The following is a 25,815-nucleotide window of genomic DNA, read 5'->3' as shown; positions in this document are numbered from 1 at the left end:
CGATAAATAAGGGTTCTGGCATCGTAAAGTCTTTGGGCTCTGTAGATTCCGTCAGTCCATTCCGTGTTTTTGGGATCCAATAGGGCTTGTTTTCGGGATCCACTGCTGCCAGGGTGTGCGCCAGCAAAGCCTCCACAACAAGAACAAGAGGAACCCGCCATGCCGTGCGCCCATTCCCGAACCTCCGTCCGCCGGAGGTGCGCCCATGAATCGTGACCTGCGCCATGCCCTCGACCAGGGCCCGATGAACCGCTTCCAGTGGACAGCCATCGGCATCTGCATCCTGCTCAACATGATCGACGGCTTCGACGTGCTGGTGATGGCCTTCACCGCCGCCTCGGTCTCCGCCGAGTGGAGCCTGAACGGCGCCCAGGTCGGCCTGCTGCTCAGCGCCGGGCTGTTCGGCATGGCCGCCGGCTCGCTGTTCATCGCCCCGCGCGCCGACCGCTTCGGGCGCCGCCCGCTGATCCTCTTCTGCCTGCTGCTGTGCGGCCTCGGCATGCTGTGCTCGGCCCTGGCCCAGAGCCCGACGCAACTGGCCCTGCTGCGCGGCTTCACCGGCCTTGGCATCGGCGGCATCCTCGCCAGCAGCAACGTGATCGCCGCCGAATACGCCAACCGCCGCTGGCGCCCCCTGGCGGTCAGCCTGCAATCCACCGGCTACGCCCTGGGCGCCACCTTCGGCGGACTGCTGGCGGTGTGGCTGATCGGCCACTGGGGCTGGCGCTCGGTGTTCCTGGCCGGCGGCCTGATCTCCCTGGCGGCCATCCCGCTGGTGCTGGCGGGCCTGCCCGAATCGCTGGACTTCCTCCTCGCCCGCCGTCCGGCCAACGCCCTGGCGCGGGTCAACGACCTGGCCCGGCGCCTGGGCCTGCAGAGCCTGGATGCGCTGCCCGAAGTCCGCTCGCGCGAGGCCTCCGGCGTGGCGATGCTGCAGCTGCTGGCGCCCGCGCTGCGCCGCTCGACGCTGCTGATCTGGCTGCTGTTCTTCCTCGCCATGTTCGGCTTCTACTTCATCATGAGCTGGACGCCCAAGCTGCTCACCGCCGCCGGCCTCACCGCGCAGCAGGGCATCACCGGCGGCGTGCTGCTGAGCATCGGCGGCATCTTCGGCGCCGCCCTGGTCGGCGCGCTCTCGGCGCGCGTGCCGCTGGCGCGGGTGCTGCAGGGCTTCATGCTGGTCACCGCGGCGCTGCTGGTGCTGTTCCTCGGCTCGGCCTCGTCACTGGCCGCCGCGCTTGGCCTGGGGCTGCTCATCGGGCTGTTCGCCAACGGCTGCATCGCCGGGCTCTACGCGCTGTCGCCGCTGATCTATCCGGCCGGCGTGCGCGCCACCGGGGTGGGTTGGGCGATCGGCGTGGGGCGCCTGGGCGCAATTCTCTCGCCCACCGTGGCCGGGCTGCTGCTGGACGACGGCTGGCAACCGCTGCACCTGTACGGCGTGTTCGCCGTGGTCTTCGCCGCCGCCGCCCTGGTGCTGCTGGGCCTGCGCCCGGCGGCGCCGGCCGGCGAGCCGCTGGCCGCGCACTGAGGACTCCTCAATGCTGCCCTTCGAGGATCGCGTCGGCGATGGCGTTGCGGAACCACTCCAGCGCCGCCGACTGCTCGCTGCTCGCGCGCCAGTGCAGGGACACCTCGAACGCCGGCACGGCGAAGGGCAGTTCGAGCATCTTCAGCCCGCCCTCGGCGACGAACATGCGGGCGATCTGCGCCGGCAGGATGGTCAGCAGGTCGGTGCCGGGGATGATCTTCGGCAGCACCGAGAAGTGCGGCACGCGCAGGGCGATGCGGCGCTCCAGCTTCATCGCCTGGAGCACGTCCTCGGCGATGCCGTGGCCGGAGGTGCGCGTCACCACCACGTGGCGCTCGGCGAGGTAGCCGGCCAGCTCCAGGCGTTCGCCGATGCGCGGGTGGTCGGCGCTGAGCAGGCACACGTAGCGCTCCTGGATCAGCACCCGGCTGCGGCTGCCGGGCACCGCCTGGCGGCAGATGGCGGTGTCCACCTTGCCGCTGGCCAGCCAGTCGCCCACCTCGTCCACCTGCAGCGGCAGCACTTCCACCTCGGCCAGCGGCGCCTCGCGGTTCAGCCGCGCCAGGATCAGCGGCAGGAAGCCCAGCTCGCCCAGGTCCGACAGGGCGATGCGGAAGCGCCGCTCGGTGGTGGCCGGGTCGAACTGGCGGGTGCTCTGCACCGCGCCCTCGATGCGCGTCAGCGCCTCGCGCAGGGTGGCGTACAGCTGCTCGGCGACGAAGGTCGGCTGGATGCCGTCGCGGCTGCGGCTGAACAGCGGGTCGTCGAACAGCTCGCGCAGCCGCGCCAGGGCGTAGCTCACCGAGGGCTGGGTGACGAACAGGCGCTCGGCGGCCGCGGTCACGCTGCCGGCCTCGTAGAGGGTGACGAAGGTGCGGATCAGGTTGAGGTCGATCTGGGCCATGACAGTCACATAGATAGTTTTTATTTTCGATAGAAAGACTATCGATTTGATCGATTATCAGGCCGCTGCGAGAGTAGCGCAAACCCAAGAACGAGCCTGAAGGGCCAGCATGAAAACCGTCCATTGCGCCTCCTACGACATCCTCCGTCGCCACGGCCTGACCACCATCTTCGGCAACCCCGGTTCCAACGAGCTGCCGTTCCTCAAGGACTTCCCCGCGGACTTCCGCTACATCCTCGGCCTGCACGAAGGCGCGGTGGTCGGCATGGCCGACGGCTTCGCCCTGGCCAGCGGCCAGCCGGCCTTCGTCAACCTGCACGCCGCCGCCGGCACCGGCAACGGCATGGGCGCGCTGACCAACGCCTGGTACAGCCACAGCCCGCTGGTGATCAGCGCCGGCCAGCAGGTGCGCTCGATGATCGGCGTGGAGGCCATGCTGGCCAACGTCGAGGCGCCGCAGCTGCCCAAGCCGCTGGTGAAGTGGAGCGCCGAGCCGGCCTGTGCCCAGGACGTGCCGCGCGCGCTGAGCCAGGCCATCCACATGGCGAACCTGGCGCCCAAGGCCCCGGTGTACCTGTCGATTCCCTACGACGATTGGGCACAGCCGGCGCCGGCGGGCGTCGAGCACCTGGCCGCGCGCAACGTGGCCAGCGCCGGGCTGCCTTCGCCGGCGCAACTGGGCGAACTGGCCGGGCGCCTGTCGCGGGCGAGCAACCCGGTGCTGGTGCTGGGGCCGGACGTCGACGGTGCCCGCGCCAACCCGCTGGCCGTGCAACTGGCGGAGAAGCTGCGCATGCCGGCCTGGGTCGCACCGTCTGCCTCGCGCTGCCCGTTCCCCACCCGCCACCCGTGCTTCCGCGGCGTGCTGCCGGCGGCCATCGCCGGCATCTCGCAACGGCTGGCCGGGCATGACCTGATCCTGGTGGTGGGCGCCCCGGTGTTCCGCTACCACCAGTTCGCCCCGGGCGACTACCTGCCCGCCGGCGCCGAACTGGTGCACATCACCTGCGACCCCGGCGAGGCCGCCCGCGCGCCCATGGGCGATGCCCTGGTCGGCGATATCTTCCTCACCCTCGAAGCCCTGGTGGAGGCGGTACACCCCAACGCGCGGCCGATGCCCGAAGCCCTGCCGCGCCCGGCGCCGCGTGCCGACGAAGCAGGCCTGCTGCACCCGGAAACCGTGTTCGACGTGATCGACGAACTGGCCCCGGACGACGCCATCTTCGTCAAGGAATCCACCTCCACCGTGAACGCCTTCTGGCAGCGGGTGCGGATGCGTGAGCCGGGCAGCTACTTCTTCCCGGCCGCCGGCGGCCTGGGCTTCGGCCTGCCGGCGGCGGTCGGCGTGCAGCTGGCGCAACCGCAGCGCAGGGTGATCGGCATCATCGGCGACGGCTCGGCCAACTACGGCATCACCGCGCTCTGGACCGCCGCGCAATACCGCATCCCGGCGGTGTTCATCATCCTCAAGAACGGCACCTACGGCGCGCTGCGCTGGTTCGCCGGGGTGCTCGACGTGCCCGACGCCCCGGGCCTGGACGTGCCCGGCCTGGACTTCTGCCAGCTCGGCCGCGGCTACGGCGTGCGCTCGGTGCAGGCGGCCGACGCCGCCAGCCTGCGCGCGGAACTGGCCCGCGCCCTGGCCGGCGACGAGCCGGTGCTGATCGAGGTGCCCACCCTGACCATCGAACCCTGACGCGTGCGCGCCCTGCCTTGGGCGCCTCCCGCTACACCCACAGAAAAATAACAAGAGGTGGTTATGCACAAGACGACAGTCGCGGCGGTGATCGACGCCGCCCGCTTCAACCGCACCCACTGGCTGATCCTCGCCTGGGGCTGCTTCATCATGCTGTTCGACGGCTACGACATGGTGGTCTACGGCTCGGTGGTGCCGCGCCTGATGCACGAGTGGCAGCTCAGCCCGGTGCAGGCCGGTACCCTGGGCAGCTGCGCGCTGTTCGGCATGCTCTTCGGCGGCACTCTGCTGGCGCCCCTGGCCGACCGCTTCGGCCGGCGCCGCCTGGTGATCCTGATGACGTTGCTGGCGAGCCTCGCCGCCTTCCTCACCGGGCATGCGCGCAACCCGCTGGAGCTGGGCGTCTGCCGCTTCGGCACCGGCCTGGCGCTGGGCGCCCTGGTGCCCAGCGCGGTCAACCTGATCAGCGAGTTCGCCCCGGCCGGGCGCCGCGCCACGCTGATCACCGTGATGTCCAGCTTCTACTCGGTGGGCGCGGTGCTTTCGGCGCTGGTCGGCATCGCGCTGATCCCGCAGTGGGGCTGGCAGTCGGTGTTCTACGTCGCCGTGCTGCCGGTGCTGAGCGTACCGCTGATGCTGCGCTACCTGCCGGAGTCGGCGGCGTTCCTCGAACTCAAGGGCCGCCGCGGCGAACTCGATGCGCTGCTGGCCAAGGTCGAGCCGAACTACCGTGCGGGGGCCGAACTGGCGATCGCCAAACCCCATGCCGACGCGGACAAGGCGCGCCTGCCGCAGCTGTTCGCCGGCGGCCAGGCGCTGGGCACGCTGCTGCTGTGGCTCGGCTTCGCCATGTGCATGTTGATGAGCTACGGCCTCAACACCTGGCTGCCGAAGCTGATGGCCAACGGCGGCTACCCGCTGACCTCCAGCCTGGTGTTCCTCGTCACCCTCAACGTCGGCGCCACCCTCGGCGCGCTGTTCGGCGGCTGGCTGGCCGACCGCCTCGGCACCCAGCGCACGCTGGTGCTGTTCTTCGCCCTGGCCGCGGCCTCGCTGGCGGCGCTGGGCATCAACCCCGGCCCCTGGCTGCTCAACGCCCTGCTGGTGATCGCCGGCGCCACCACCATCGGCACCCTGGCGGTGATCCACGCCTACGCCTCGCAGTTCTACCCGGCCCACGTGCGCTCCACCGGGGTCGGCTGGGCCGCCGGCATCGGCCGCCTCGGCGCCATCGCCGGGCCGATGCTCGGCGGCAGCCTGCTGGCCCTGGAGCTGCCGTTCCAGGAGAACTTCCTGGCCTTCGCCCTGCCCGGCGTCATCGGCGCGTTGGCCATCGGCTTCATCCGCGTGCGTCCGCGCGACGCCGGCGCGGCCTTCGCCGCCCCGGAAAAACCCGTTTGATCAGGAGAACGTCCATGACCGCTTACACCGACTTCCACCTGCAACCCCTCGCCGGCGAATGGCGCACCGGCAGCGCCGGCAAGGTGCTGCGCGACAGCAACCCCTACGACGGCAGCCTGCTGGCGGAAATCCCCCAGGCCAGCCGCGAGGACCTGGATGCCACCTACCGCAAGGCCGCCGAAACGCAGCCGGCCTGGGCCGCGCTGCCGCCGGCGGAGCGCGCCGCGCTGCTCCACCGGGTGGTGGAAGTGTTCGACCGGCGCCGCGAGGAGATCATCGACTGGATCATCCGCGAGTCCGGCAGCACCCGTCTGAAGGCCACCCTGGAATGGGGCGCGGCGCGGGGCATCACCCTGGAGTCGGCGTCCTTCCCCAGCCGCGTGCACGGGCGCATCGTCGACTCCAACATCCCCGGCAAGGAAAGCCGCGTGTACCGCAGCGCCATCGGCGTGGTCGGCGTCATCAGCCCGTGGAACTTCCCGCTGCACCTCACCCAGCGCTCGCTGGCCCCGGCCCTGGCGCTGGGCAACGCGGTGGTGGTCAAGCCGGCCAGCGACACCCCGGTGTGCGGCGGCCTGCTGCTGGCGCGCATCTTCGAGGAGGCCGGGCTGCCGGCCGGGGTGCTCGGCGTGGTGGTCGGCGCCGGCAGCGAGATCGGCGACGCCTTCGTCGAGCACCCGGTGCCGGGCCTGGTGACCTTCACCGGCTCCACCCCGGTGGGGCGCAACATCGGGCGCATCGCCAGCGGCGGCGCGCACCTCAAGCACGTGGCCCTGGAGCTGGGCGGCAACAGCCCCTTCGTGGTGCTGGAAGACGCCGACCTGGAGCAGGCGGTGAACGCCGCGGTGTTCGGCAAGTTCCTGCACCAGGGGCAGATCTGCATGGCGATCAACCGCATCATCGTGGTCGACGCGCTGTACGACGTCTTCGCCGCACGCTTCGTCGAGCGCGTGAAGCAGGTGAAGGTCGGCGACCCGCAGTCGATGGAGACCGCGGTGGGCCCGATCATCAATGCCCGCCAGCTCGAAGGCCTGCTGGAGAAGGTCGCCCTGGCCCGCCGCGAAGGCGCCAAACCGCTGTACGAAGGCGGCGTGCAGGGCCAACTGCTGGCGCCCCACGTGTACGGCGAAGTCGGCCCGGACATGGAGATCGCCCGCGACGAAATCTTCGGCCCGCTGATCGGCCTGCTGCGCGCCCGCGACGAAGCCCACGCCCTGGAGCTGGCCAATGCCAGCGAGTACGGCCTTTCCAGCGCCGTGTTCACCCGCGACCTGGAGCGCGGCGTGGCCTTCGCCCGCAAGGTGCGCGCAGGCATGACCCACGTGAACGACATCCCGGTCAACGACGAGGCCAACGCGCCTTTCGGCGGCGAGAAGAACTCCGGCCTTGGCCGCTTCAACGGCGACTGGGCGATCGACGAATTCACCCGCGACCACTGGGTGAGCGTGCAACGGGAGGCGCGCCACTACCCGTTCTGATCGCCTAGCCGGTTCTGCCACCCACCCCGCCCACGGCGCGCTCACACGGACGCGCCGCGGGCCGCTGCACCCCGAAAAAAACGGAGAACAATAACAATGCAAAACCGTCACACCGCCCTATTGCCGTCCCTCGCCTGCGTGGCCCTGCCGCTGCTGTGCGCGCCCGCGCTGGCCGAGGAGGGCGGCTTCTTCGAGGATTCGCGCACCGACCTGGTGCTGCGCAACTACGCGTTCAACCGCGACTTCCGCGACCACAGCGCCGGCAAGAGCCTGATCAACGAATGGGCCCAGGGCTTCATCCTCAAGTTCAGCTCCGGCTACACCCGCGGGCCGCTGGGCTTCGGCGTGGACGCCATGGGCCTGTACGGCGTGAAGCTGAACAGCAGCCGCGACCAGAGCGGCTCCGAGCTGCTGCCGGTGCACGACGACGGCAAGGCCGCCGACGAGTACGGGCGCATGGCGGTGGCGGCCAAGCTGCGGCTGTCGGCCAGCGAGCTGAAGCTCGGCGAGATGCTGCCGGACGTGCCGGTGCTGCGCTACGACGACGGCCGCCTGCTGCCGCAGACCTTCCGCGGCGCGGCGCTGGTGTCCCGCGAGTGGGCCGGGGTGAGCCTGTACGGCGGGCGCTACGACCAGGTCAGCCTGCGCAATTCGGCGGACATGCAGGACCTGTCGTCCTGGTCGGCGCCCACGGCGAAATCCGATGCCTTCAACTACGCCGGCGGCGAATACCGCTTCAACGACCAACGCACCCTGGTCGGCGCCTGGTACGCGCAACTGGAGGACATCTACACCCAGCGCTACTTCAACCTGCTGCACAAGCAGCCGGTGGGCGACTGGGTGCTGGGCGCCAACCTCGGCCTGTTCTTCGACCGCGACGACGGCCGCGCCCTGGCCGGCGACATCGACAGCCACACCGCCTACGCGCTGCTCTCGGCCAACCATGGCGGGCATACCCTCTACCTCGGCCTGCAGAAGGTCGGCGGCGAGGGTGGCTGGCAGTCGGTCTACGGCAGCAGCGGGCGGACCATGGGCAACGACATGTTCAACGGCAACTTCACCAATGAGGACGAGCGTTCCTGGCAGCTGCGCTACGACTACGACTTCGCCGCGATGGGCGTGCCCGGCCTGGTGAGCATGGTGCGCTACGGCAAGGGCGACAACGCCACCACCAAGGCCGGCAGCGGCGGCAAGGAATGGGAGCGTGATGTGGAGCTGGGCTACACGGTGCAGAGCGGGCCGCTGAAGAAGCTCAACGTGCGCGTCAACCATGCGAGCAACCGACGCAGCTTCAACAGCGATTTCGACCAGACGCGGGTGATCTTCAACTACCCGATTTCGCTCTGACGGATCGGTGTGTATGGCTTCTCGTAGGAGCGAGCTTGCTCGCGAACAGACTCCGCAGCGGGGCTCATTCGCGAGCAAGCTCGCTCCTACGAAGAGCACCTTGGCTCAGTCCCATGCTCATTCCCATGTAGGAGCGCGCCCTGCGCGCGAATCGCGGGCAGGGCCCGCTCCTACAGGCTGCTGGGAGGCACAGTATTCCTCCCCCGTAGGAGCGGACTCCGTCCGCGATTCTCAATCCGGATTCGCGATCAACCCGCCAGCAGCCACACCCCGGCACCCGCCGAGGCCAAACCCGCCACACGCACCAACGGCGCCGCAGCCTGCGGCAGGAAGCGCACCAGCGCATAGCCCGCGGCATGCAGCGCAGCGGTAGCGCAGACGAAGCCCGCAGCATAGGCCCAGGGGCTGGACAGTTCCGGCAGCTCCAGGCCGTGGGCGATGCCGTGGGCCAGGGCGAAGAGCGCGGTCACGGCCATGGCCAGCGGCAGCGGCGGGCGCACCGCCAGGGCCACGCACAAGCCGAGGGCGAGCACCGAGGCGGCGATGCCGGTCTCGACGAAGGGCAACTGCACGCCGTCGAAGCCGAGCAGGCCGCCGAGCAGCATGGCGCCGACGAAGGTGCAGGGCAGCGCCAGGCGCGCCGCGCCCCGTTGCTGGGCGGCCCAGAGGCCGACGGCGAACATCGCCAGCAGGTGGTCGAGGCCGGTCAGCGGGTGCAGCACGCCGGCGGCCAGGCCGTGCTCGCCGTGGCCGGGGTGGGCGAAGGCGATGGCCGGGGTGAGGAACAGCGCCAGGGCGTAGAGGCTTTTGCGCAGGGACATGGGGCTTCCTTGATACATGGGGTTATTGGGCCCCCGCGTTCGCGGGGGAGACGCAGGTGAGCGTCGACATCGTCATTCCCGCGAACGCGGGAACCCAAAAACAAACTCAGGCCGCGGTCAGCAGCCCCTGGCGTTCGATGAAGGCGATGATTTCGCCCAGCCCCTGGCCGGTCTTCTGGTTGCTGAACACGAAGGGCCGCTCGCCGCGCATCTTCTTCGCGTCGCGCTCCATCACCTCCAGCGAGGCGCCGACCAGCGGCGCCAGGTCGATCTTGTTGATCACCAGCAGGTCGGACTTGCAGATGCCCGGGCCGCCCTTGCGCGGGATCTTGTCGCCGGCGGAAACGTCGATCACGTACAGCGTCAGGTCCGACAGCTCGGGGCTGAAGGTGGCCGAGAGGTTGTCGCCGCCGGACTCCACCAGGATCAGCTCCAGGCCCGGGAAGCGGCGGTTGAGCTGGTCCACCGCCTCCAGGTTGATCGAGGCGTCCTCGCGGATCGCCGTGTGCGGGCAGCCGCCGGTTTCCACGCCGATGATTCGCTCCGGCGCCAGGGCCTGGTTGCGCACCAGGAACTGGGCGTCTTCCTGGGTGTAGATGTCGTTGGTCACCACGGCCAGGTTGTAGCGCTCGCGCAGGGCGTGGCACAGCGCCAGGGTCAGGGCGGTCTTGCCGGAGCCCACCGGGCCGCCGATGCCGACGCGCAGGGGTTGGGAGTTCATGCAGGGTTCTCCTAGGAACGGAACAGACGGCTGTATTGCGTTTCGTGGACCATGCTCGCCAGGGCCAGGCCGAAGGGCGCGCCGCCGGGCGCGTCCTCCGCCAGCGCGGCGGCGCAGGCGCGTTCGAGTTCGGGGAGCAGGCGCGAGGTGAGCTTCTGCGCGGCCAGCTGGCCCAGGGGCAGGGCCTTCATCAGCACCGCGAGCTGGTTCTCGGCCCAGCTCCACAGCCAGGCGGCCAGGGCCTGCTCCACGTCCAGGCCCCAGGCCCGCGCGGCCAGCGCCCAGGTGGCGGCCAGCGAGGGCTCCGGCTGCGCGGCCAGCCAGGCGCGGGCCGCTTCGTCCAGCTCGGGCAGGGCTTCCAATAGTTGCGCCAGGGAGAAGCCCATCTGCCGGCTTTCCAGGGCCAGCTCGCGGGTCTCGCGGCTGGCGCGGTGGCGTTCGGCGGCATCGCTTAGCGCGGCCCAGTCGGCGGCCAGCGCGGCGCGCAGCAGCTCGGCCAGCAGCGGGCCCTCGAAGCGTGCCAGGTTCAGTTGCAACTGGTCGGCCAGCCAGGCGAAGGCGCTGTCGGCGTCACTCACCAGGCCATGCTCCAGGGCGGCTTCCAGGCCCTGGGAATAGCTGTAGCCGCCGATGGGCAACTGCGGGCTGGCGAGGCGCAGCAACGGCCAGAGGCCTGTGTTGCTCACTTGCGCACTCCGAACTGGTGCAGCTTCGGCGCGTAGTTGAATTCCGCCTCGCCATGGTGCGAATGGTGATGGCCGCCGCCGTAGGCGCCGTGCTCGGGCTGGAACGGCGCTTCGATGCTCTGCACCGTGGCGCCGAGTTGGTCGAGCATGGCCTTGAGCACGTAGTCGTCGAGCAGGCGCAGCCAGCCTTCGCCCACCTGCAGCGCCACGTGGCGGTTGCCCAGGTGGTAGGCGGCGCGGTTCAGCTCGCGCGGGCTGGCGCAGGTCACGTGCATCAACTGCTCGGGCGCGGCGCACACGCGCACCACGCGGCCGTCGTTGGCCAGCAGGCAGTCGCCGTCCGCCAGCGGCGGCTGGCCGCGTTCGAGGAACAGGCCGACGTCCTCGCCATCGCGGCTGTAGCAGCGCAGGCGGCTCTTGCTGCGCGCCTCGTAGTTCAGGTGCAGTTCGGCGTCCCAGCGCTCGCGGGGCTCGATGCGTTGGTGGATGACCAGCATGGCGGTGTCCGGCAGTAGGCAATGGCCGAGCTACAGCAAGGGCCTTGCCAGGGGCGGGCGCGGCCAGCAATGGCGGGGGCTGGGCGGGTTGTCCGAGTGATCAGGAATGGTGCGCGTGCGCGTTGCTGGTGCGCACGTAAATGGTGCGCACCGATGTGGGGCGGAATGAGGGTTTTTGTAGGAGCGAGCTTGCTCGCGAAGGGAGTCTCCAGGCGGCCTGGGTATTTCGGTTTGACTCCGTCCCCTCTCCCCAGCCCTCGGCTGCGCGCCCCGCCCTGAAGGGAGAGGGGGCTTGTCCGTGCCGGCTGACAGCAAGGCTTCAGCCGGGTATCACGGCATCCGGCGAACTCCAGAACATCCGAGCACTCCGAACGGTCCCCTCTCCCTTCAGGGAGAGGGTTAGGGAGAGGGAGCGGAGTTGAACCAGAACTCAGGCGTCTCCGGCTGGTTCGCGAGCAAGCTCGCTCCTACAAGGAAGCCCCAGCCTCAGCCCCGCGCCCCGATCCCCAGCCAGTGCTTTGCCCCAATCATGATGAAACGCAGCTGCTGGGTGACCTTGGCCTCCGGCGTCAGGTGCGCCGGCAGCGCCTCGGCCGGCGCGTCGATCAGCTCGGGCAGGGTGGCGAACACTGTCTTCACCACCAGGTCGGCGAGCACGTCGAGGTCCTGGGCCTGCAGGTGCGGCAGCTTGTTGAGCAGCGCCAGGTCCGCCGCCAGGTCGTCGGTGATGCGCTGGCGCAGGGTACCGATGGCCTGGCGGATGGGCAGCGAGCCGCCGTACTGCTCGCGGGCCAGGAACAGGAACTGGGTGCGGTTGGCGCTCACCGCGTCGAGGAAGATGCGCACCGAGGCCTCGATCACCCCGCCCAGCTCGAACTCGTTGCGCCGCACCGCGCGCAGGGTCTGGCGGAAGGTCTCGTCGACGTCGGCCACCAGGGCCAGGCCCAGGGCGTCCATATCGGCGAAGTGCCGGTAGAACCCGGCCGGGACTATGCCCGCCGCGCGCGCCACTTCGCGCAGGCTGAGGCTGCCGAAGCCGCGGCCGCTGTCCATCAGGCCGCGCGCGGCGTCCATCAGGGCCTGGCGGGTCTGCTGTTTCTGTTCGGCGCGGGGAGAGGACATCGGGGCTTCCATGGCAGGGGCCCCGGCACTCTAGCAAATGGCCGGGGAAATCGGCGACTGCGCCGGCCACTTCAGTGAACGACTGTTGACTGAAAAGTGGCGGCATGCCAGTTTAGTGAACAAGTGTTTACTGTCTGGATGCCGTCCATGTCCCTGCTTCCCCTGGCCTGGCTGCGCGCCTTGCGCCCGCTGCTCGGCCCCCTGCGCGCGCTGGTGCGCCAGCGCTGGCTGCGCGAGGCCGATGTCGATGCCGTGCTGGCCGTGCTCAACCCGGCCTGGGCGCTGAACCGGGTGTTCGTCCGCGTCGAAGGCCGCCAGTGGGTGGCCGACGACATGCTCGCCCTGCGCCTGCGGCCCAATGCCAACTGGCGTGGCGCGCGGCCGGGCCAGCACCTGCAGCTGTTCATCGAGCACGACGGCGTGCGCCTGGGGCGCAGCTACAGCCTGATCGCCGAAGAGGACGGCTGCCTGGAGATCGCGGTGAAGCTGCAACCCGGCGGGCGGGTCTCGCCGCTGCTGCTGGGCCGGCTGTGCGTTGGCGACGTGCTGGAACTGGGCGCGCCGGGCGGCGAACTGCACTGGCCGCAGGACGAACGCGGCGTGCTGCTGCTGGCCGCCGGCAGCGGCCTGACACCCTTGCTCGGCCTGCTGCGCCAGGCCCTGGCCGACGGCTACCGCGGCCCGGTGACACTGCTGCACTACGTGCGCGAACGCAGCCAGCGTGCCTTCGTCGAGCGCCTACAGGCCCTGGCCCGCGAGTACCCCAACTTCCGCCCGCGCTGGGCCATCAGCGGCGGCGCGGCGCAGGCCGGCGAACTGCGCGGGCGCTTCCACGCGGAACACTTGCAGGGCCTGCCCGCCGGGCACGTGCTGGCCTGCGGCCCGGCCGGCTTCGTCGGCGCCGTGCGCGACCACCTCGAACCCCGCGCCGCCAGCCTGCAGTGGGAAGCCTTCAGCGCGCCCGCCTGGTCCACCGACGAAGCCCAGCGCGAGGTCCACCTGCACTTCGCCCGCAGCGGCCGCCAGGTAACCGGCGACAACCAGCGCAGCCTGCTGGAACAGGCCGAGGCTGCCGGCCTGCGCCCGGCCCACGGCTGCCGCCAGGGCATCTGCGCCAGCTGCACCTGCACCCTGCTCGCCGGCAGCGTGCGCGACCTGCGCAGCGGCGCGCTGCACAGCGAGCCGCAGCAACCCATCCGCCTGTGCGTCAGCGCCCCGCAGGGCGACGTCAGCCTCGACCTCTAGCCTCCCCGGAACCCCAGCATGCGCGAAGACCGCGACCTCACCCCGGCCGAGCTGGCCGCCTTCGGCGCCGAACTGGACGCCCTGCGCCAACGCACCCTGGACGACCTCGGCGCCGCCGATGCCCGCTACATCCGCCGCGTGCGCAGCGCCGTGCGCGCCTGCTGCTGGGCCGGTCGCGCGCTGCTGCTGTGCGGCTGGTCCGCCTCCACCTGGCTGCTCGGCAGCCTGCTCCTGGGCCTGGGCAAGGTCCTCGAGAACATGGAGCTGGGCCACAACGTCATGCACGGCCAGTACGACTGGATGAACGACCCGGAATTCGCCGGGCGCCAGTACGAATGGGACATCGCCGGCCCCTCCGACTTCTGGCGGCACACCCACAACCACATCCACCACACCTACACCAACGTCCTGGGCAAGGACGACGACGTCGGCTACGGCGTGGTGCGCCTGTTCCCCGAGCAGAAGTGGAAGCCCTTCTACCGCTGGCAGCCGCTGTGGGTGGCGATTCAGGCCGTGCTCTTCCAGTACGCCGTGGCCATCCAGCACCTGCGCCTGGACCAGTACTTCAAGGGCCGCCTAGGCAAGGACGAACTGCGCCCGCTGCTGCGCCAGTTCAACGCCAAGCTCGGCCGCCAGTGGGCCAAGGACTACCTCACCTTCCCCCTGCTGGGCCTGCTGGCCGGCGGCTTCTGGGCGGTGTTCTGCGGCAACCTCGTGGCCAACCTGCTGCGCAACCTGTGGACCTTCACGGTGATCTTCTGCGGCCACTTCACCGAGAAGACCGCGGTGTTCCCGGCCAGCGTGCTGCAGGGCGAGAGCCGCGGCCACTGGTACCTGCGCCAGCTGCGCGGCTCCAGCAACCTGGAGGGCGGGCCGCTGCTGCACCTGCTCACCGGCAACCTCAGCCACCAGATCGAGCACCACCTGTTCCCCGACCTGCCGGCGCGCCGCTACGCCGAACTGGCCCGCGAAGTGCGGCAGATAGCCGAGCGCTATGGCCAGTACTACAACAGCGGGCGCCTGTCGCGGCAATTCGCCGCGGTGCTGCGGCGCATCTGGGTTCACCGCCTGCCGGCCAAGGGTGAATCCGCCTCATAGGAATAGTCCTAAAAGTGAAACCAGTCGCCGAATGACACTCCCTCAACATCAATTGGCCATGATTTAATCAGCCCGGTTTTGCAACTGGATGTCGTAGTCGAGGGATCGAAGGGATGAAGTCCATTCCCCATTACTGGACGCTGGGCCTGGCCCTGGCCGTCGTTCTGGATGTTTCCGCCGCGCCGCTGACCACTCCCGGTGACCGCGACCTGCAGCGCGACCGCCAGGAGCAGTTACTGCGCGAACAGCAGAAGCGCCTGGAGGAGCTGCAGCAGCTGCCCGGCAAGGTGGCGCCGCAGGCCCCCGCCGAACAGCCCGCCGACACGCGCTGCTTCGATATCCGCGAAATCACCCTGGAAGGCGCCGGGCACCTCGGCGCCACCACCCGCGAGCGCCTGCTGGCGCCCTACCGCGACCAGTGCCTGGGCGTGGCCCAGCTCAACGCGCTGCTCAAGGCCATCACCGACCACTACCTGGCCCGCGGCTTCGTCACCACCCGCGCCTATCTGCCGCAGCAGGACCTCTCCGGCGGCACGCTGAAAATCATCGTGGTCGAAGGCCGCCTGGAAGGCTTCGACGACTCCGCCGTGGCCACCCCGCGCGAACTGGCCATGGGCTTCCCCGGCAAGGCCGGCGAGGTGCTCGACTTGCGCGAGCTGGAACAACTGGTGGACCAGGTCAACCGCCTGCCCTCGCGCCACGCGCAAGTGGAACTGGTGCCCGGCGAGCAGGTCGGCGGCAGCCGCGTGCAATTGGCCGGCGAGCGCGGCAAGCCCTGGCGCGTCTCGGCCTTCCGCGACAATAACGGCGACCGCAGCAGCGGCGAGCAGCAGGCCGGCTTGGGCCTGGACTGGGACAGCCCGCTGGGCCTGGCCGACCAGCTCGGCCTGCGGGTGGCCGAGGACGTGGTCAGCGACCACTGGAAGCACTCCGACAACCAGGGCCTGTTCTACAGCCTGCCCTACGGCTGGTGGACCTTCAGCTACAGCTATAACCAGAGCTACTACCGCACCCGCAACGACGGCAGCGGCTTCGCCTTCAAGCTCGACGGCGACAGCCGCTCCCACCAGTTCGGCGCCGAGCGCGTGCTGCACCGCGACAGCCTGAGCAAGACCGCGGTCAACTTCGGCCTGGCCCACGTGCGCTCGAACAACTACATCGACGACGAGAAGCTCGACGTCTCCAGCAGCCGCATCACCGAGGGCCAGCTGGGCTTCAACCACGGCCGGCGCATCGGCAGCGCCTTCGTCAACCTCGACGCCGGCTGGCAGCAGGGCATAGGCGCGCTCGGCGCCCAGGGCGAGCACGACCCGCAGCCCTACCAGCCCCACGCGCGCTACGACAAATACACCCTCACCCTGAGCTACCTGCAGCCCTTCCAGCTGTGGGGCGAGAACTTCAGCTTCGACGCCCTGGCCACCGCGCAGAAGAGCGAAGACGTGCTCTACAGCCCGCAGCGCATCAGCCTCGGCGGGCTCAACTCGGTGCGCGGCTTCAAGGACCAGAGCCTGTCCGGCGACAGCGGCTACTACTGGCGCAACCAGTTGCGCTGGCGCCGCCCGGTGACCTGGGTGGCGCTGCAGCCCTGGCTGCAGGAATACGGCGTGGGCTACGGCTACGACTTCGGCGCCATCGAGCACGGCCGCTACAACCCCGAACTGCACGGCCGCCTGAGCGGCCACGCGCTGGAGTTCAACGCCCGCGGCCAGTACCTGGCCGCGACGCTGAGCTTCGCCCGCTCCCTGGAGCGGCCCAGCGTGATCGACAAACGCGAACACCCGGTGTACTTCCGCGTCGACCTGTTCTTCTGACGGCCGCGCGAAAAGACGACGAACAAGGACAACACCCCCGCCGCGGCGAGCGGCCCCGCATCCGAACCGGCGCATGCCGCGGGATGCCCGGCCCGGCCCGGCGAAAGCACGCAAGAGGCCGCCCATATGGACATCCGCCGCCCCCTCTACCAGGCCATCGCCAGCGCCCTGGCCGGCCTGCTGATCCTCAATCCGATAGTCGCAGCCGCCGCCCAACTGGCGGTGGATGCGGCCGCCGGCGGCAACACGCAGATCGGCGCAGCGGGCAATGGCGTGCCCATCGTCAACATCGCCACGCCCAACGGCAGCGGCCTCTCGCACAACAAATTCAGCGACTACGGCGTTGGCCAGCAGGGCCTGATCCTCAACAACGCCACCGGCAAGACCCAGGGCACCCAGCTGGGCGGGATCATCCTCGGCAACCCCAACCTCAAGGGCCAGGCGGCGCAGAAGATCCTCAACGAAGTCACCGGCGGCAGCCCCTCGCAGCTCAAGGGCTACACCGAGGTGGCCGGGCAGGGCGCCCACGTCATCGTCGCCAACCCCCACGGCATCACCTGCAACGGCTGCGGCTTCATCAACACCCCGCGCGCCACCCTCACCACCGGCAAGCCGATCCTGGCCGGCGAACGCCTGCAGGGCTACGACGTCGACGGCGGTGAAATCGCCATCGAAGGCGCCGGGCTCAACGCCAGCAACCTCGACCAGTTCGAACTGATCACCCGTAGCGCCAAACTCAACGCCGACCTGTACGCCAAGCAGCTCACCGTGGTGGCTGGGCGCAACACGGTGGACGCGCAAACCCTGGCTGCGACTGCCAAGCCCGACGACGGCAGCGCCAAGCCGCAACTGGCCATCGACAGCTCGGCGCTGGGCGGCATGTACGCCAACACCATTCGCCTGGTCGGCACCGAACAGGGCGTGGGCGTGAAACTGGCCGGCAACATGGCGGCCAGCGCCGGCGACATCCGCATCGATGCCAACGGCAAGCTGCAGCTGGCCCAGGCTTCGGCCAGCGGGGACCTGGCGCTGAAGGGCCAGGACGTGGCACTGAACGGCCCGGCCTATGCCGGGGGCAGCGCCAGCGTGCAGGCCAGCGGTGCGCTGAGCAATGCGCAGAGCCTGGCGGCCAGGCAAGGCGTGCAACTGCGCGCCGGCAGCCTGGACAACGCGGGCCAGATCGTCGCCGGCATCGATGGGGAGCAACGCATCGCCGGGCAAAGCCTGGACATCGCCGCCGACCACGTTGGCAACCGCGGCCGGCTGGATGCCACCGGCAGCCTGAGCGTGGCCGCCGACACCCTGGACAACGCGGGGCAGGCCTACGCCGAGCGCATCGATGTCGACGCCCGACGGCAACTGGACAACCGCGGAACCCTGCAGGGGCGCGAAGTCGCGTTGCGCACCCGCCAGTTCAACAACCTCGGCGACAGCGCGCAGCTGATCGGCGAGCGCAGCCTGCTGCTCGACGCCCCCGCCGTGGTCAACCTGGGCGGCCTGGTCCGCTTCGGCGACGGCCAGGCGGCCAGCCTGAACTTCACCAGCCTGGACAACCGCAACGGTCGCCTGGAGGTGAATGGCGGCAGCCTGACGCTGGCCGGCGGCACGCTGGATAACCAGCAGGGGCGCATCGTCGCTGGCAGCGCACGGATCGACGCGCAGCGCATCGACAACGCCGGCGGCCTGATCGGCACCAGCGGCGGCGACCTGGCCCTGAACAGCCAGGGCGAGCTGAACAACGCCGGCGGCAAGCTGCAGGCCGCGCAGGCCCTGCGGATCAGCGCCGGAGCGGTGGACAACCGGGCGGGAACCCAGGTCGGCGACTCCATCTACCTCGCCGGCAGCAGCCTGGACAACCGCCAGGGCGGCGTTCTCAGCGCCGAGCGGGGCAACCTCGACCTGCGCCTGAGCGGCGCCTTCGATAACGCCGCGGGCCTGGCCCAGGCCAGCGGCGCCCTGCTGCTGGACGTCGGCAACCTCGCCAACGCCGCCGGCAAGCTGGTGGCGCAGCGCCTCGACCTGACTTCCCGCGGGGTCGTGGACAACAGCGGCGGCACCCTGGCCGCCGAGCGGCTGAGCCTGAATGCCCAGTCGCTGGCCAACCGCAATGGGCGGGTCCAGGCCGGCTCCGCCCTGACCCTGACCGCCGGCGATCTCGACAACGCCAACGGCCTGTTGCTGGGCGGCACGCTGCAGGCCGACCTCGCCAGCATCAGCGACAACTCCGGCGGTACGCTGAGCGCCGACGGCGCGCTGAAACTGACCGTGGCCCAGGCGCTGAACAACGCGCTGGGGCGCCTGCAATCGGTGCAGGGCAACCTGGACGTCACGGCGGGCAGCCTGGACAACCGCCAGGGGGCCCTCGCCGGGGCCCAGCTGTTGCTGCAGACCAGCGGGGCGCTGGATAACCGCGGCGGCCGCATCGTGGGCGATGGCATCCAGGCGAGCGCCGACGTCATCGACAACAGCGCCCAGGGGCTGCTGGTCGCCGGCGCGGATGGCCTGGCGCTCACGGCGCAACAGCGCCTGTCCAACGACCAGGGGCGCATCCAGAGCGACGCGGGCCTGCGGTTGCAAGCGTCGCAGCTGGAAAACCGTGGCGGCGTGGTACTGGGCCAGCGCGTCGAGCTGTTGGGCGGCAACCTGGACAACAGCCAGGGCGGCGCGGTGGTGGGCAATGGCGAACAGCTGAGCCTGAGCCTGGATGGCGTGCTGAACAACGCCACCGGCCTGATCGACGCAGGCGACCAGGCCCTGCTGTTCACCCGTGCCGTCGGCCAGCTCGACAACCGTGGCGGCACCCTGCGCGGCGAGCGGCTCGACGTGCTTGCCGGCAGCGTCGACAACTCCGCGTCCGGGCGCTTGCTGGCGGGCGCCGCGGGCCTTTCGGTAACGGCCGGCGCGCTGAACAACCAGCGGGGGCTGGTCCATGCCCAGGGCGGCGCCGTGACCGCCGCGCTGGGGGCGGGCAGCCTGCAGAACCAGGCCGGCACCGTGCAGGGCGACAGCGTCGCCATCAGCGCCGCGAGCCTCGACAACAGCCAGGCCGACGGCGAGGCCGGCAGCATCGCCAGCCTGCTCGGCAAGCTCGAACTGGTGGTTGGCAACCTCATCAACCGGGGCGGCCAGCTGTTCGGCAAAAGCGAGCTGAGCGTCACCGGCAACACACTGGACAACGGCGGCGGCCAGCTCAGCGGCGGCCGCGTCGTGCTCGCCAGCAGCGGCGCGCTGAACAACCAGGCTGGCCTGATCGAATCGGCCACCAGCCTGGAGCTGGACAGCGGCACGCTGGACAACAGCCAGGGCGGGCGCCTGCGCGCGCTCGGCGGCGACAGCAGCCACATCCGCAGCGCCGGCCAGCTGAACAACCAGGGCGGGAGCATCGGCGTCGCCAGCCAGGCCTTCGAACTGGGCAGCGGCGCAGCCCTGCTCAACGGCCAGGGCCAGGTCCAGCATGCCGGCACCGGCCTGTTCCGCCTGGGCGCGGGCAGCCTCGTCGGCGCGGGCTCGCTCACTGGCCTGGGCGAAGGCCAATGGCAGCTCGGCAGCGTGACCAATGCCGGGCAGATGCGCGTCAACGGCGCCCTCGACCTGCGCGTCGGCCAGGGCCTGGAAGTCGGCGCCGGCGAACGCATCGCCAGCGCCGGCAACCTGAGCGTGACGGCCGCCTACCTGAACAACCAGGGCGAACTGCTCAGCGACGGCGACCTGGGCCTGAGCCTTGGCGGCGACGCCCACAACGCCGGCCTGCTGTCCGCCCAGCGCAACTTCACCCTGAACGCCGGCGACTTCACCCAGCAGGGCGGTCGCCTGGCCAGCGGCCTGGACACCCGGCTCAGCCTCGCCGGCAACCTGAACAACCAGGGCTGGCTGATCGCCAACCAGGCCCTGCACGTCAGCGCCGCGCAAGTGAATAACACGGGCACCCTCGGCGCCCTCGGCGCGCTGGACATCGCCAGCCAGGGCATCGCCAACGGCGCCGACAGCCTGCTGTTCAGCGGCGGCGACATGACCCTGCGCGCGGCCAGCCTGAGCAACCGCTACGGCGACCTCTACAGCCAGGGCAACCTCAGCTTCGCCGGCCAGGACGGCGGGCGGGCGCAGAGCCTGAGCAACCGCTCCGGCACCATCGAGGCGCAAGGCGACATCCACCTCGACGTGGCGAGCCTGGAAAACGCCCGCGACGTCTTCGCCTTCGAACAGATCACCACCTTCGGTGAGTTCGACGTGCAGTGCGGCCAGCACTGCGGCGGCCACGACTCCTTCAAGCGCGGCAAGATCGACGTCAACGAAACCCTCTCAGAGCGCATCACCCAGAACAGCCCCGCCGCCTGGCTGACCGCCGGAGGCAACCTGACCATCGACGCCGGCGCGGTGGAAAACCGCAACAGCACCCTCGCCGCCAACGGCGACCTGACCATCAACGCCGACTCGCTGCTCAACCAGGGCAACACCTCGCGCACCGGCAACAAGGTGGTGGTCATCAACGTGGTGCCGGGCGACTACGGCAAGATCCCCACCGGCCAGTGGGACACCATGGAAAACCTGGCCCGCGCCTTCAACACCAAGATGGCCGCGGGCACCTTCGACCAGGACCTGTACGACCAGCTCTGGGCCATCTACAACGGCGACCGCTGGGCGATCGGCACCCCGGTCGTCACCTGGAGCGAAGACGGCGCCCAGTCCGCGCCGGCCACGCTGCAGGCCGGCAACCGCGTCACCCTCAACGTGGCGCACAACCTGCAGAACGGCACCGTCAGCGAATACAGCCTCGCCCAGCTCACCGGCCAACTGGCCGGCAGCCTGCTGGGCGGGCAACTGGGCACGGTCAACCTGACCCTCAACAAACAGTCCAGCGACGCCCAGGCCAGCGGGCCGCAGACCGTGCAGAGCGTGACGCACACGGCCGCCGACGGCAGCCAGCAGGTCAGCTTCATCCCGGTGGACTACAGCGGCGTGCCCTTCGCCGCCGTGGACCCGACGGCGGCCGACACCTTCCGCCTGCCCCAGGGGCAGTACGGGATGTTCATCCGCAGTCCGGACCCGCAGAGCCACTACCTCATCGAAACCAACCCGGCGCTCACCGACCTGGGGCGCTTCCTCAACTCCGACTACCTGCTCGGCAAGCTCGGCTTCGACCCGGACCAGGCCTGGAAGCGCCTGGGCGACGGCGCCTACGAGACCCGCCTGATCCGCGAGGCCATCCAGGCCCAGACCGGCCAGCGCTTCCTCGACGGCCTGACCAGCGACTACGACCAGTTCCAGTACCTGATGGACAACGCCCTGGCCGCCAAGGATGCGCTGCAGCTGAGCGTTGGCGTGGGCCTTTCCGCCGAACAGGTGGCGGCGCTGACCCACGACATCGTGTGGATGGAAACCCGCGTGATCGACGGCCAGCAGGTGCTGGTCCCGGTGGTCTACCTGGCCCAGACCGACGCGCGCAACCTGCGCGGCGGCAGCCTGATCCAGGGCCGCGACCTCAACCTCATGGCCGGCGGCGACCTGGTCAACGTCGGCACCCTGCGCGCCAGCGAAGACCTCAGCGCCAGCGCCGGCGGCAGCATCCTCCAGGGCGGCCTGATGGACGCCGGCCAGCGCGTCAGCCTGCTGGCCGGCGACAGCATCCGCAACGCCCTGGCCGGGCAGATCCGCGGCGAACAGGTGGACCTCACCGCGCTCAAGGGCGACATCGTCAACGACCGCACCGCCGTCACCGCCGGCATCGGCGGCGACGAATACCGCAGCTTCCTCGACGCCGGCGCGAGCATCAGCGCGCGCAGCGACCTCAGCCTGGACGCCGGCCGCGACATCACCAACCGCGGCAGCCTCGCCAGCGGCGGCGACAGCTACCTCGGCGCTGGCCGTGACATCAACCTGCAAGCCGTGACCGACGCCAGCCGTCTGCGCGACATCCAGCAGGGCGGGCACCACGTCACCACCACCACGGTCGCGCAGAACCACGGCTCCAGCCTGACGGCCGGGGGCGACCTGGTGCTGGATGCGGGGCGTGACCTGAACGTAGTGGGCAGCCAGGCGAGCGCGAAGGGCGACCTGACCGCCGCCGCCGGTCGCGACATCAACCTGAGCGCTGTCGAAGACGCCGCCAGCGTCGAAGTCCGCAGCAAGACCAGCAGCAGCCGCACCGTCGAACAGACCGGGCAGACCCGCCAGCTCGGCGCGGAACTGACAGCGGGCGGTGACCTGGTGGCAAGCGCCGGGCAGGACTTGAACCTGACCGCCAGCACCATCAGCGCCAGCAACGAGGCCTACCTATACGCCTCCCGTGACGTGAACTTGCAGGCAGCGGCGGAAACCGACAGCCATGCGCTGAGCAAGACCAAACGCAGCCATGGGCTGCTCTCAAGCTCGGAGAAAAAGACCGAGGACACTTCCCTCTACACCACCCAGAAAGGTTCGCTGGTCAGCGCCGACAAGATCGCCATCCGCGCCGGCCAGGACATCGGTGTCAGCGGCAGCGACGTGGCCTCCACCAATGGCACCAGCCTGCTGGCCGGGCGCAACGTGCTGATCGACGGCGCCAGCGAAACCAGCGAGACCAGCCACGCCGAGTCGAAGAAGAAATCCGGCGTGATGAGCAGCGGCGGGCTCGGCTTCACCCTCGGTTCGGCCAGCACCCAGGCCACCCAGACCAGCCACAGCGAGCAGACCCGCGGCAGCACCATCGGCAGCGTGCTGGGCAACGTCGACATCCAGGCCGGCAAGGACCTGACCATCCGCGGTTCGGACGTGGTCGCCGGCAAGGACATCAACCTCATCGGGCAGAACGTCGACATCCTCGCCGCGCAGAACGAGAACCGCAGCGAGCAGACCTACAAGAGCAAGAGCAGTGGCCTGACCCTGGCGCTCTCCGGCACTGTGGGTAGTGCCATGGACGCTGGTTACCAGACTGCCAAGCAGGCCAGGCACGAAGACGACAGCCGGCTCTCCGCGCTGCAGGGCATCAAGGCCGGGCTGACCGGCGTGCAGGCCTGGCAGGCGGCGCAGCAGGGCACCGAAGGGGGCGGCGTCAGCCAGTTCTTCGGCATCAGCGCCTCGCTCGGCTCGCAGAAGTCCAGCTCGAAGCAGACCCAGGAGCAGAGCGTCAGCCAGGGCAGCAGCCTGACCGCAGGAAACAACCTCAACATCCTCGCCACCGGCAGCGGCGCCGTGGGCCAGGACGGCGACATCCGCATCCAGGGCAGCCAGCTCAAGGCCGGCAACGACATGCTGCTGGCCGCCAACCGCGACATCCTGCTCGAAGCCGCCGCCAACACCCAGAAGCTCGATGGCAAGAACAAGAGCAGCGGCGGCGCGGTTGGCGTGAGCGTGGGGTATTCGGCGGACAACGGGGTAGGCCTGAGCATCTTCGCCAACGCCAACCAGGGCTCGGGCAAGGAAATCGGCACCGGCACCACCTGGACGGAAACCACCCTGGACGCCGGCAGCCAGGTCAAGCTGGTCAGCGGCCGCGACACCACGCTCAAGGGCGCCCAGGTCAATGGCGAGCAGATCATCGCCAACGTCGGCCGCGACCTGACCCTGCAGAGCCTGCAGGACAGCGACTACTACGATTCCAAGCAGAAGAACGTCTCCGCCGGGGCGAGCGTCGCCATCATCGGCACTGGCGGCAGCGCCAGCGTCAGTGCCAGCCAGAGCAAGATCGACTCCAACTACAAGAGCGTGCAGGAACAGACCGGCCTCTACGCCGGCAAGGGCGGCTTCCAGATCGACGTGGGCAACCACACGCAACTGGACGGCAGCGTCATCGCCAGCACCGCCGAAGCCGACAAGAACCGCCTGAGCACCGGCACCCTGGGCTGGAGCAGCATCGACAACAAGGCCGACTACAAGAGCCAGCAGCAGAGCGTCAGCATCAGCAGCGGCAGCGATGGCAGCGGCAAATTCATCAGCAACATGCCCAGCGGCATGCTGGTCGCCTACAACCACGGCGACAGCGCCAGCGGCACCACCGGCTCGGCCATCTCCAACGGCACCCTCGAAATCCGCGACCCGGCCAACCAGCAGCAGGACGTGGCCAGCCTGAGCCGCGACGTCGAGCACGCCAACGGCAGCATCAGCCCGATCTTCGACAAGGAGAAGGAACAGAACCGGCTGAAGCAGGTGCAACTGATCGCCGAGATTGGCACCCAGGCGATGGATATCGTTCGGACGCAGGGGGAACTGGACGCCAACAAGGCAGCGCAGGACGAACTGCACAAGAAAGGTGTGGAGCCGCCTGGTCCAGGTGCCAGTGCAGACGATCTGGATACGTACCAGAAGCAACTGCTAGCCACTGATGCCTACAAAGACATCATGAGCAAGTACGGCACTGGGGGCAGTTACCAGAAAGCTGCTCAGGCTGTAACTGCTGTCCTACAGGGGCTGTCCGGTGGGGACATAGGTTCGGCTTTGGCGGGGGCATCTGCTCCGTACCTGGCCAGCGCCATCCACGAGTACGCCGGAAACGACGAGTCTGCCCGCCTTATGGCGCACGCCGTACTTGGCGCTTTGGTTGCCTCGGCTCAGGGAAATTCGTCGGCAGCAGGCGCCATTGGCGGTACGGTCGCGGCAGCGGGTACCACCTCCATCATGCAGGCGCTATACCACACCGCGAACCCCGAGGAGTTGAACGAAAGCCAGAAACAGACCGTGTCTGCGCTTGCTTCGTTGGCCAGCGGCATGGCTGGTGGCTTGGCGGGAGGAGACCTCGGCGGCGCGGTGACCGGGGCTCAGGCGGGTAAGAACGCGGCTGAAAACAATGACATGTGGTTCCCAGTCGATCCAGGGTATGGCGCGTCGGTGACGAGTCTAGGTACTCAGATGATTCAGGCTGGAGCCTCGCCGGAAGAGATCACCGCAGCTATGCAGGAAAAGGCTCGTCAAGAAGGGTTTGAGGGGCCTGATCCGGTGAAAGGTCTGTTGGAAGGATGGGGAGTGGTTATGTCCGCCGGAAGCTTCGGTATCGGTGGAACGGCAGCCCTTGGAGCTATGGGGACCGGTGCATTAATAGGGGGTGGGGCTAATGTCAGCTACCAGTTGACAAAAGATCCAAACCAATTCAGCTATACCGATGCCACGGTTGCCACACTAGTCGGAGCGTTCACTCAGGGGAAATCACTGCCTATCTCCACTGTTATCAACATGGGGGGAGCCTATATTGGTAGTCAAATCAAGGGTGCTGATTCGATTCCTGCGGTGATTGGTGCTGGAGCAGGTTCCGGGGTTGGCAGTGTATTCGGGAAATATGCAGGGGGATATTTACCTAAGGAACTAGGTTCAGGAACTAATGAAATCCTAGGGAATGTGACGGGAGGGGTGATTTCTGAGATGGTGAGCGATGAAGTTTCTGGAGGGCTAAGTAATGATAGGAAGTAAAATAGTGTTTTGGGTTTGGTTTATTGTCCGTACTTTTTTTATTTCCTGTGCTGCGATGTTTTTTGCATTTGTAGTTAGTATT

Annotated in this window: 15 protein-coding genes; 9 read left to right on the top strand and 6 right to left on the bottom strand. The window is 69.1% G+C overall.

Annotation, left to right across the window (positions count from 1 at the left end):
• Positions 1-205 precede the first annotated feature (205 nt).
• Positions 206-1,531, top strand: coding sequence for an MFS transporter (locus ACTWJ5_RS28845; RefSeq protein ID WP_444437023.1), 1,326 nt, complete (start codon positions 206-208; stop codon positions 1,529-1,531).
• Positions 1,532-1,538: 7 nt separating this feature from the next.
• On the opposite strand, the gene ACTWJ5_RS28840 is transcribed toward ACTWJ5_RS28845, so the two are convergent.
• On the bottom strand, positions 1,539-2,435 hold the full coding sequence (locus tag ACTWJ5_RS28840; protein WP_116424253.1) for a LysR family transcriptional regulator: 897 nt from the start codon (positions 2,433-2,435) through the stop codon (positions 1,539-1,541).
• 109 nt (positions 2,436-2,544) lie between these two features.
• Between ACTWJ5_RS28840 and mdlC the strand changes: the two genes are divergently transcribed.
• The 4 genes from mdlC to ACTWJ5_RS28820 all read left to right on the top strand — a co-directional run bounded on the left by mdlC (position 2,545) and on the right by ACTWJ5_RS28820 (position 8,357).
• Complete coding sequence (gene mdlC, locus ACTWJ5_RS28835) at positions 2,545-4,131, top strand: benzoylformate decarboxylase (RefSeq protein ID WP_301500807.1); 1,587 nt, start codon at positions 2,545-2,547, stop codon at positions 4,129-4,131.
• Positions 4,132-4,194: 63 nt separating this feature from the next.
• Positions 4,195-5,532, top strand: a complete 1,338-nt coding sequence (locus tag ACTWJ5_RS28830; RefSeq protein ID WP_261747509.1) for an MFS transporter — start codon at positions 4,195-4,197, stop codon at positions 5,530-5,532.
• A 14-nt stretch (positions 5,533-5,546) separates the two neighbouring features.
• Positions 5,547-7,010: an aldehyde dehydrogenase family protein gene (locus ACTWJ5_RS28825; RefSeq protein WP_301500806.1), complete on the top strand. Its 1,464-nt coding sequence runs from the start codon at positions 5,547-5,549 to the stop codon at positions 7,008-7,010.
• Between the two features lie 96 nt (positions 7,011-7,106).
• A complete protein-coding gene (locus ACTWJ5_RS28820; RefSeq protein ID WP_074985084.1) occupies positions 7,107-8,357 on the top strand; it encodes an OprD family porin in 1,251 nt (416 codons plus the stop codon).
• A gap of 248 nt (positions 8,358-8,605) precedes the next feature.
• On the opposite strand, the gene ACTWJ5_RS28815 is transcribed toward ACTWJ5_RS28820, so the two are convergent.
• The 5 genes from ACTWJ5_RS28815 to ACTWJ5_RS28795 all read right to left on the bottom strand — a co-directional run bounded on the left by ACTWJ5_RS28815 (position 8,606) and on the right by ACTWJ5_RS28795 (position 12,204).
• Complete coding sequence (locus ACTWJ5_RS28815; RefSeq protein WP_074985082.1) at positions 8,606-9,178, bottom strand: HupE/UreJ family protein; 573 nt, start codon at positions 9,176-9,178, stop codon at positions 8,606-8,608.
• Positions 9,179-9,284: 106 nt separating this feature from the next.
• Positions 9,285-9,899 (bottom strand): urease accessory protein UreG, encoded by a 615-nt coding sequence (gene ureG / locus ACTWJ5_RS28810; RefSeq protein ID WP_444437022.1) that lies wholly within the window; start codon positions 9,897-9,899, stop codon positions 9,285-9,287.
• A gap of 11 nt (positions 9,900-9,910) precedes the next feature.
• Entirely contained in the window at positions 9,911-10,585 is a 675-nt protein-coding gene (locus ACTWJ5_RS28805; protein WP_074985080.1) for an urease accessory protein UreF, read from the bottom strand.
• Complete coding sequence (ureE, locus tag ACTWJ5_RS28800; protein ID WP_116424259.1) at positions 10,582-11,082, bottom strand: urease accessory protein UreE; 501 nt, start codon at positions 11,080-11,082, stop codon at positions 10,582-10,584. Before ureE ends, ACTWJ5_RS28805 begins: the two co-directional genes overlap by 4 nt.
• A 486-nt stretch (positions 11,083-11,568) precedes the next feature.
• The gene (locus tag ACTWJ5_RS28795) at positions 11,569-12,204 is read right to left on the bottom strand and encodes a TetR family transcriptional regulator (protein WP_043268660.1); all 636 of its coding nucleotides are present in this window, start codon (positions 12,202-12,204) and stop codon (positions 11,569-11,571) included.
• Positions 12,205-12,351: 147 nt separating this feature from the next.
• Between ACTWJ5_RS28795 and ACTWJ5_RS28790 the strand changes: the two genes are divergently transcribed.
• From ACTWJ5_RS28790 to ACTWJ5_RS28775, 4 genes are all read left to right on the top strand, one after another.
• On the top strand, positions 12,352-13,449 hold the full coding sequence (locus tag ACTWJ5_RS28790; protein ID WP_444437021.1) for a flavin reductase family protein: 1,098 nt from the start codon (positions 12,352-12,354) through the stop codon (positions 13,447-13,449).
• An 18-nt stretch (positions 13,450-13,467) separates the two neighbouring features.
• Positions 13,468-14,547, top strand: coding sequence for a fatty acid desaturase family protein (locus ACTWJ5_RS28785; protein ID WP_444437020.1), 1,080 nt, complete (start codon positions 13,468-13,470; stop codon positions 14,545-14,547).
• Positions 14,548-14,660: 113 nt separating this feature from the next.
• Positions 14,661-16,358 (top strand): ShlB/FhaC/HecB family hemolysin secretion/activation protein, encoded by a 1,698-nt coding sequence (locus tag ACTWJ5_RS28780; protein ID WP_444437019.1) that lies wholly within the window; start codon positions 14,661-14,663, stop codon positions 16,356-16,358.
• Positions 16,359-16,484: 126 nt separating this feature from the next.
• Positions 16,485-25,733 (top strand): two-partner secretion domain-containing protein, encoded by a 9,249-nt coding sequence (locus ACTWJ5_RS28775; RefSeq protein ID WP_444437017.1) that lies wholly within the window; start codon positions 16,485-16,487, stop codon positions 25,731-25,733.
• The last annotated feature ends 82 nt before the right edge of the window (positions 25,734-25,815 follow it).

Source organism: Pseudomonas sp. A6 (genome assembly GCF_052367875.1).
GTDB lineage: Bacteria > Pseudomonadota > Gammaproteobacteria > Pseudomonadales > Pseudomonadaceae > Pseudomonas > Pseudomonas citronellolis.
The sequence above is the reverse complement of the archived record's forward strand: the minus strand, read 5'-3'. Positions and strand labels throughout refer to the sequence as shown.

What these genes read in the sequence shown, in the direction of transcription:
- ACTWJ5_RS28780 (WP_444437019.1), top strand. Translation starts at nt 14,661, where the DNA reads ATGAAGTCCATTCCCCATTACTGGACGCTGGGCCTGGCCCTGGCCGTC.
- ureE (WP_116424259.1), bottom strand. Translation starts at nt 11,082, where the DNA reads ATGCTGGTCATCCACCAACGCATCGAGCCCCGCGAGCGCTGGGACGCC.
- ACTWJ5_RS28825 (WP_301500806.1), top strand. Translation starts at nt 5,547, where the DNA reads ATGACCGCTTACACCGACTTCCACCTGCAACCCCTCGCCGGCGAATGG.
- ureG (WP_444437022.1), bottom strand. Translation starts at nt 9,899, where the DNA reads ATGAACTCCCAACCCCTGCGCGTCGGCATCGGCGGCCCGGTGGGCTCC.
- ACTWJ5_RS28840 (WP_116424253.1), bottom strand. Translation starts at nt 2,435, where the DNA reads ATGGCCCAGATCGACCTCAACCTGATCCGCACCTTCGTCACCCTCTAC.
- ACTWJ5_RS28785 (WP_444437020.1), top strand. Translation starts at nt 13,468, where the DNA reads ATGCGCGAAGACCGCGACCTCACCCCGGCCGAGCTGGCCGCCTTCGGC.
- ACTWJ5_RS28790 (WP_444437021.1), top strand. Translation starts at nt 12,352, where the DNA reads ATGTCCCTGCTTCCCCTGGCCTGGCTGCGCGCCTTGCGCCCGCTGCTC.
- ACTWJ5_RS28775 (WP_444437017.1), top strand. Translation starts at nt 16,485, where the DNA reads ATGGACATCCGCCGCCCCCTCTACCAGGCCATCGCCAGCGCCCTGGCC.
- ACTWJ5_RS28795 (WP_043268660.1), bottom strand. Translation starts at nt 12,204, where the DNA reads ATGTCCTCTCCCCGCGCCGAACAGAAACAGCAGACCCGCCAGGCCCTG.
- ACTWJ5_RS28845 (WP_444437023.1), top strand. Translation starts at nt 206, where the DNA reads ATGAATCGTGACCTGCGCCATGCCCTCGACCAGGGCCCGATGAACCGC.
- ACTWJ5_RS28815 (WP_074985082.1), bottom strand. Translation starts at nt 9,178, where the DNA reads ATGTCCCTGCGCAAAAGCCTCTACGCCCTGGCGCTGTTCCTCACCCCG.
- ACTWJ5_RS28820 (WP_074985084.1), top strand. Translation starts at nt 7,107, where the DNA reads ATGCAAAACCGTCACACCGCCCTATTGCCGTCCCTCGCCTGCGTGGCC.
- ACTWJ5_RS28830 (WP_261747509.1), top strand. Translation starts at nt 4,195, where the DNA reads ATGCACAAGACGACAGTCGCGGCGGTGATCGACGCCGCCCGCTTCAAC.
- mdlC (WP_301500807.1), top strand. Translation starts at nt 2,545, where the DNA reads ATGAAAACCGTCCATTGCGCCTCCTACGACATCCTCCGTCGCCACGGC.